This is a genomic window from Desulfofundulus salinus, assembly GCF_003627965.1.
Taxonomy (GTDB): domain Bacteria; phylum Bacillota; class Desulfotomaculia; order Desulfotomaculales; family Desulfovirgulaceae; genus Desulfofundulus; species Desulfofundulus salinus.
The window spans coordinates 1,348,887-1,356,668 of sequence record NZ_RBWE01000001.1 but is presented as its reverse complement, the minus strand read 5'-3'; the positions used below and the strand labels follow the sequence as shown (position 1 = coordinate 1,356,668).

7 protein-coding genes are annotated in these 7,782 nt (G+C 54.7%); all 7 read right to left on the bottom strand.

Going from position 1 to position 7,782, the window contains the following annotated elements; all coding sequences use genetic code 11:
- Positions 1-134: 134 nt before the first annotated feature.
- The 7 genes from D7024_RS06920 to ruvX all read right to left on the bottom strand — a co-directional run bounded on the left by D7024_RS06920 (position 135) and on the right by ruvX (position 7,771).
- Complete coding sequence (locus tag D7024_RS06920) at positions 135-902, bottom strand: helix-turn-helix domain-containing protein (RefSeq protein WP_121451127.1); 768 nt, start codon at positions 900-902, stop codon at positions 135-137.
- Positions 903-993: 91 nt separating this feature from the next.
- On the bottom strand, positions 994-2,694 hold the full coding sequence (locus D7024_RS06915; RefSeq protein WP_207666903.1) for a peptidoglycan D,D-transpeptidase FtsI family protein: 1,701 nt from the start codon (positions 2,692-2,694) through the stop codon (positions 994-996).
- A 47-nt stretch (positions 2,695-2,741) separates the two neighbouring features.
- Positions 2,742-3,971 carry a peptidase U32 family protein gene (locus D7024_RS06910; RefSeq protein ID WP_121451125.1) on the bottom strand — a complete coding sequence of 410 codons (1,230 nt, stop codon included), beginning with the start codon at positions 3,969-3,971 and terminating at the stop codon, positions 2,742-2,744.
- 31 nt (positions 3,972-4,002) lie between these two features.
- Positions 4,003-5,034 carry an endolytic transglycosylase MltG gene (gene mltG / locus D7024_RS06905; RefSeq protein WP_121451124.1) on the bottom strand — a complete coding sequence of 344 codons (1,032 nt, stop codon included), beginning with the start codon at positions 5,032-5,034 and terminating at the stop codon, positions 4,003-4,005.
- Positions 5,035-5,113: 79 nt separating this feature from the next.
- Entirely contained in the window at positions 5,114-6,682 is a 1,569-nt protein-coding gene (locus D7024_RS06900) for a VanW family protein (protein WP_121451123.1), read from the bottom strand.
- A gap of 204 nt (positions 6,683-6,886) precedes the next feature.
- Entirely contained in the window at positions 6,887-7,192 is a 306-nt protein-coding gene (locus D7024_RS06895) for a DUF1292 domain-containing protein (RefSeq protein WP_121451122.1), read from the bottom strand.
- Positions 7,193-7,333: 141 nt separating this feature from the next.
- Positions 7,334-7,771: a Holliday junction resolvase RuvX gene (ruvX, locus tag D7024_RS06890; protein ID WP_121452498.1), complete on the bottom strand. Its 438-nt coding sequence runs from the start codon at positions 7,769-7,771 to the stop codon at positions 7,334-7,336.
- Positions 7,772-7,782 lie beyond the last annotated feature (11 nt).

The following is a 7,782-nucleotide window of genomic DNA, read 5'->3' as shown; positions in this document are numbered from 1 at the left end:
CGTGCCGGGGTAAAATATTTTTGCCACTGCCCTAAAACGGCCTATTCATCTCTACTTCCGAACATCGCAATTGGCTCTTACAGGCGAAAAATAAAAGAGAACGGCACCTGCTTAAAAGCAAAGCCGCTCCCTTCTCAGCATAGATCAGAGCGCTTAAAGAGTTGAATGAAATTCAAGACAAACTGTAACTCCTTCTGGGTGAGGTTGCAGACCAGGCTCAACACCGACTGCACGTTGGGGTGCATGAGCAACTCCCGCAGTTCGGGGTTCATTAAACTGAGCATCTGATCCACTGCCCCCGGTTCCATAATAAAGTAGCACGGAGAGACACCCATCACCTCGGACAGTTTTTCCAGCGTTTTGAGAGAAGGCTGCACTTTTCCCTGCTCGATCTGGCCAATAAGCCCGGCTGTAACCCCCGCCAGGTTCGCCAGCTGGGCCTGGGTAAGCCCGTACTCTTCCCGGAGGGCCTTCAGCTTGTGGCCCAGAGAACCCTCCTGCCCCATGATGGAAGTGGGTGGCACTTCCAGTGCCTCGGCAATACGCTTTAAAGTGCTTAAAGCAGGGTAAACGGTGCCCCGCTCGATTTCACTCAAGTAAGACAGGGAAATGCCCGCCCGGTTGGCCAGTTCCTGAAGCGAAAGGTTTTTTTCACTGCGCATAATGCGAATCTTATCGCCCAAAGAAAGGCCGCTGTCCGTAACATCTCCCTCAATGAGCTGTGCCCTGGGTACGTTCAGGGCGGCGGCCAGCTTCTCAATGGTTTTCAAAGATGGGCGTTTGGAACCCCGCTCAATTTCGCTCAAATATGATAGGGAAAGGTTCGCCCGCCGGGCCAGGTCCTGCAATGTATATCCTCGCTCTTCCCGCAGGGCACGAATTTTTTCCCCCTTGACAATCATCCTCAACACTCCCAGATCAAATTATACTATTATCCTACTATACCTTTACTAAGCAGTCAACGTATGAGTAAAAGTAATGAAGCCGCCGGCCTTATTCCGGCGGCAGGGTGAGAATTTTCTCCATGATCTCCCGGAACACCGGAGCGGCCGTTTCTCCCCCGCTGATCCCTTCCTGCACCAGAACCGTCACTACATAACGGGGATCTTGCAGGGGAGCATAACCGGTAAACCAGGCATTTACCTTACCCCGGCCGTCCACCTGGGCAGAGCCGGTCTTCCCGGCGCTGCCGTAACCCGGCACGTAGGCCTGGCGGCCAACACCTTCCGTGGTCACCAGCTGCAACATCTCCCTTACCTGGGCGGCCGTGGATGCGGGAATGGCCCTGTGACTGGGCCCCAGGGGGAAAGAACGGGTCACCTGACCGGCGTCGTTGCGTAACTCCCGCACCAGACGTGGTTGAATATACATACCGTCGTTAACGATAACACTCATCATGGCCGTAATTTGTACCGGAGTGGCCAGCACCGGCCCCTGACCCAAACTGCTATTGACCAGGTTGTGGGGGGCGGCAACCAGCTGCCAGTTCTGACGCCCATCGGGTGGTACGGGATAACCGGTAACTGTCTGGTCATCCAGCCCGAAACGGCCGGCGTAGTCGATCAGTTTCCTGGCCCCCAGTTTTAATCCCACCCGGGCAAACACCGGGTTGCAGGATTCGGCAAAGGCCTGGCTAAAACCAATGACACCGTGACCGGGATCATACCAGCAGCGTACAGGCTGGTCCAGACTCCCCTGGCAATTAAACTGGCTGTCAGGTTTAACAATTCCTTCCGCCAGGGCGGCAGCGGCCACCACCACCTTGAATACCGAACCCGGGGTGAACAGGGCCGTGGTCTGATCGGTAAAGGTCCCTTTTTCACCTGGAGCCAGGTATTTAGCCAGGTTACCGGGACGGGGATCGTAAACGGGGCGGCTGGCCAGGGCCAGGATATCCCCGGTATGGGGTTCCATAACCACCACTGCCCCTTTCTTTATCCGCCGATCCATTATTTCCTCCACCACCCGCTGGATCCTGGCGTCCAGGGTGGTAACCAGGTGTTGCCGTCCCGGATCCACCGACTGGAGATCAACGGCAAGGCCCAGTCCCGGTATGGGCCTGCCGGCGGCATCAACGAAGAGCCGGGCGGCACTTTTGGGCCGGGTGGCCTTGAGTTCACCTTCGTAATATTTTTCCAGGCCGGCCTGGCCGATCCAGTCGCTCAAACTGTAGCTCTTCTGGCTTTTGACACTCAAGGCGTCCAGCACTTCTCTTGACTGCACCCGTCCCAGGTAACCGACCACCCCGGCGGCCAGGGGTGTGGGACCGTAGCGCAAGTGGACCGGCAACACTAAAACACCGGGCCATTGGTGCTCCCGGATGGCCTTTACCTGGCCGGGGGTTAGGGAAAAGGGTAAATAACAGGGCTGTCCGTCAAAATATGGGGCTATTTTTTCTACCGGCAACCCCAAAATCCCGGCCAGGGAGGTAATGACCGCCTGCCTGTCCCGAATCAACCCGGGGAAAACCACCACCCGGTTGGCATCAAAACTGCCGGTCAAGGGTTGTAAACGCCTGTCCAGGATTTCTCCCCGGGGATATTCTTCCAAAAGTACCGACTGGGTTTCCCTTTCCAGGGCTAAAAAGGCATAGTCACTCCCCCGGCCCAGCTGAATAACGGCCAGGTGGAAAAGCAAAAAGGCAAAGCAAAACAGGAAAAGGGAAAAAAGGATGACCAGGCGCCTTCCCTGCACAGTTCCACATCCTGCACCATTTTTATCCAATAGCATAGCCCGGTGAACTAATTATTATACTCTTCCCGGCGGCGCAAAAGGCTCCAGGGCTGAACGGGTCGGGGCAGGGAGAGAAAAACCCTTTGCCGGGGATGGGGTGCCGCATCAATGGGGCTCATTTCTTCGTTGTATAAACCGGTCAATACAAAGGAAAATGTCTGCCCGCCGGGGAGCAGCACCTCCAGCTCTTCACCCCGGGCAAAACGGTTCCGTTGTTCCACCAGGGCCAGTCCCCTGGCGGGGTCATAATCCCGTACCACACCAACAAAAGTATAGGGCCGGCGGTAAATGGAGTCCACCGCACCCTGGGCTGCTTTTGCCGGTGTACCGGTGAAAAAACCGGAGGTGTATTCCCGGTGGCTGACCTTGCCCAGTTCTTCCAGCCACCGTGTCTGAACCTGAAAGCGGGCCGGATCTGCCCGGCAGGCATCCAGGGCCTGGCGGTAGACACTTACCACCGTGGCCACATAATGCACGCTTTTGACCCGGCCCTCAATTTTTAAGCTGTCAACTCCCGCTTCCACCAGCTGGGGAATATATTCCAAAAGACAGAGATCCCGGGAACTTAAAATATAGGTGCCCCGTGAACCCTCCTCCACGGGAAAGTACTCCCCCGGCCGCTTTTCTTCCACCAGGGCATAGCGCCAGCGGCAGGCCTGGGCACAGTCCCCCCGGTTGGCATCCCGCCCGGTCATGTAGTTGCTTAACAGGCAGCGTCCGGAATAGGAGATACACATGGCTCCGTGGACAAAAACTTCCAGAGGCACCTGCACCTGCCGGCGAATTTCCCGAATTTCATCCAGGGTAAGCTCCCGGGCCAGGACAATTCGGGACACTCCCTGCTCCTGCCAGAAACGGGCGGCCATCCAGTTGGTGGTATTGGCCTGGGTGCTCAAGTGCACCGGTAATCCGGGGGTTATTTCCCGGGCCAGGGCCAGCACGCCGGGGTCGGAGATAATAACGGCGTCCACACCGATTTGTTCCAGTTGTTTTAAATAATGCGGCAGTTCATCAAGATCCCGGTTGTGGGCAAAGATGTTCACCGTAACATAAACCTTCACTCCCCGGGCATGGGCGAAATCCACTCCCACAGCCATTTCCTCCAGGGTAAAGTTACCCGCCCTTTCCCGCAAACCAAACCGTTTCCCTCCCAGGTAAACGGCATCGGCGCCGTAAATCACGGCTGCCTGCAATTTTTCCAGATCCCCGGCCGGAGCCAGGAGTTCCGGAACAGCCATACCAGAATCACCTTCATTTACTGCCCTTATCTTAGCGTATGTATTTTCGCTTATTGGCGTTATGCTCGTCCAGGGTATTGGCAAAAGCATGGGTACCGTCAGGTCTGGCCACATAATACAGGTAACTGGTCTTGGCCGGCTGCACGGCGGCCAGCAGGGAGGCTTCCCCCGGACAGGCTATGGGGCCTGGAGGAAGACCCCTGATCAGGTATGTGTTATAGGGGGAATCCACCTCCAGATCCTTATAGTACAGTTTTGCCCTGTGACTGCCCAGGGCATACTGTACCGTGGCATCGACCTGTAAAGGCATGTTCAACTTTAAGCGGTTAAAAATAACGCCGGCTATTAACGGGCGTTCCCGATCCACCCGGGCCTCCCGTTCCACCATGGAAGCTATGATCACCGCCTGGTGCAGGGTTAAGCCGGCTGCCTTTACCTTCCGGTAATAATCCATTTCTTTTAACTTCTGGTCAAAACGGGATAACATGAGGTCGATGACTTCATGGGCGCTGGTGTTGCTTCCCACCCGGTAGGTATCAGGAAATAGATACCCCTCCAGCCGGTTGGGCCCCGGGGGGAGCCCCTGTAAAAAGGGGTAGTCAAACCTGTCCCCGGCGGCAGCAGCCAGGAAGTCCTGCCGGGTTACCAGCCCCTCCCTTTCCAGCAGTTCCGCTATCTGTTTTAAGGTAAATCCCTCGGGAACGGTGAAAACATGGTCGTCGGCCGGTCCTTTAACCAGTTCGTTGACAATTTCGGGCAGGGACTGGGCAGTATGGAAAGTATAACGACCCGCCTTGAGCTTCCCGTCCACCCCTTTAAGACGGGTATAAAAGTTAAAAAACCAGGCACTTTGCACCAGTCCCTGTTCATGAAGAATATGTCCGATGTTACTGCTGGAAGCAGATCGGGGAATGGTTATGTTTACGGTTTGACCCTGGCCGGAGGCCACCGGGGAAAGCATTCCCAAAGTGTAAATGAGTACAAAAAGCCCCAAAAGGACTATACCTCCGGCCAGCAACCGCTTTTTTTCCTTTTGTTTGAAGACACTTTGCAAGTTTTTCATTTTGCTACCTGCCTGTTTTAATTATCACATTATACATCAATTCCCGTGTCGAAACAATGGGCTGAAACCAAGCCGGGTTTTACGGAGAACCGGCGGGGTAGACTACCTCGGGCACGCTACCATTACCCTCGGGGGATTGTCGTTCCGGTGGAGCCATATCTTCACCATTGGCTGGCTCCGGCGTTTCTTCCCGAGGTTTTACATCCTCCTCGTCCGCAGGTGTTTTTCCGGGGGAATCACCCGCAGCCGGTGGCTTTTTATCCGGCGGTGGTTTCTGGCCGGATGAAGGCGGGGGAACCACCGGTCCGGTACTCGGTTCCCTGGTGCCTATAGCCACCACCTGGTTCACCGGCTTATAAAAACTACCCGGGAGCCGTTCAGTATACAGCTGGCCGTTTTCCCTCACCACACGCTCGGTTACTACCCGGTACCCCCGGACACCCTTTTGCTTGACCACCTGCTCTCCCCGCTCCAGATTGGGGTCGGGCTCCCGCACAACTTTTGGCTCCAGAACCTCCGTTATCCGGGTGTGGATTTCCACCGGCACCTTGTAATCTGTATTTCCGTAAATTTTAAAAGTTAGCCGGCCTCCGTTAACGGCAGAACGGATATAAATATAACTTTCAGTATTATTGCGGAAGCGAAAATCAATGGCCCCGTAAACCACCGTCGCATCCCGGCCGACGGGAACATAGGGGACGGGCAGGGAATGGTTGGTACGCTCCAGCACCTCCAGGTTCGCCAGCAAGACTGCATTGTACAGTGTGCTGCTTACCTGGCACACACCTCCCCCAAGGCCATCCACCAGCTGGTTGTTGACAATCACCTTGGCGTTTTTATATCCGGCTTCGGAACTCCTGGGTCCAACTACCTTATTAAAGGAAACTTCCTGCCCCGGCGGGACGAGCAATCCATCAAGGGCCGCCGCGGCCACCCGGATATTATAAGCCCGGTCTGTATAGGAAGCATCAAAACTGGTGGTATAGGAAGATAGAAGACCTTTAAGCCCCATAGCCTGGACCTCTTCCGTGGTGGTCTGGGGCTTCACATGCACCATGTTAAGTTGAATTTCCGGTTTTTTACCGGCGGAAAGGGCGGAGAGCAAATCCCGGTAGGCCCGTTCTTCATCCACTTTCATCCCGTCGTGGCCCGGGACAATTTCAATGCGGTCATCGGGCAGAACCCGAAAGGCGGCGTCCCGGGGCGGGGTGGCGATTTCTCCGGCCAGGGCGTTGAGTTTTTGATTGAATTTCTGCCGGCTGAGAACCACCATCAGAGGAAGCTCGTAACCTTCCTTCTTGATTTTCCACTGCCTGTACCACTGCAACCACCATTGTGCATCCCGGCCGGCCTGCAGGGCCCCGGTTAATATGGCCTGCGTGTCCAGACGCAAACCAATTTCCGGTGGAGAAAAGGTCCAGGTACGGTCCCGGTAATGAAAAACAACCGGCGTGGTATTTAGCTTTTCCTCCAGGGAAGCCAGGACCCGCCGGCACGCTTCCCTGTCCATACCGGACAGGTCTATTCCGGCTACCCGGACGCCGGGAACAACCTGCTCACGGCCGTAAACAGAGGTAGCACCAACGGCGCCAACCGCCAGAAAAATACCGGTGATAAAGCCGACTATGACAAGATAAGTCCTCCTCATTTTCTCCCCCCTGTCTTAAGACGACATAAAGGGCAAAAAAGTTCCATCACAAGTTCATGGATATTTAAAATATAAGCCACCTGTGAAGGGGGACAGTGTGAAACTTGCCGGCGACAAGTGCAGGTTGGAAATAAAAAAGCTGGATGATCCAGGTGCCCCCTGTCCCCAGCTTTTCTCTACCTGTGGTGAACTACCCTGTCCCAATCAGGAATCCTCACCGGCTATCATTTCCTCCCAGTAATCGGCTACCTTTTCCCACTCCTCGTCATCTTCAATATCGACCAGGATTTCGTTGCCGTCCTCATCCTTTTCAAACTTCAGGATAATGGCCTCGCCCTCATCATCCCCTTCATTTTCCCCCTCATCGTCACCAGTTTCCTCCAGGGGGAGCAAAATGGCGTATTTGGAGCCCTCCAAATGTACGATATCGATAACCTCAAAATCCTGCTCCTGGCCGTCTTCATCCACCAGTGTGATTACCTCTTCCAGTTCCAGCTCCTGTTCGGGCATATCCCTCACCTCTTTTTAACAAGTTGTGCCTATTCTATATCAAGAGCAACCTTTTTGTCAAGAAACCAGTAACCCTACGGCCTGACCAAAATCCAACGATTGCTCCCCTGCTCTTAACCGTGAGAATTAAAAAAGCTATAGTTAATTTTCCCCATTTCCGGCCTTTTTATTCCGGGAATCCAAATAGCCCTGCAAAATAACTGCCGCTGCCATTTTATCAATTATTTTCTTACGTTTGGCCCGGCTGACATCGGCAGCCAGCAAAATCCTTTCCGCACTGGCGGTACTGAGACGCTCGTCCCATGTTTCTACCGGCAGGCCCAGTTCGGCACCGATTTGGCGGGCAAAATCGAGCACCATTTGACCCTGCCTGCCGAGGGTACCGTTCATATTGCGGGGCAAGCCCACCACTATTAGCTCCACCTGGTAATCCTGAACCAGTTTTTTTAATTCCGCCATCACGTGGCCATCTGGCCGGTCCCGGCGAACGACCCCTATTCCTTGAGCCGTCCACCCCAGGGGATCGCTTACCGCCACTCCAATGGTTTTTTCTCCTACGTCCAATCCCAATATCCGCAAACCCAAAAAGT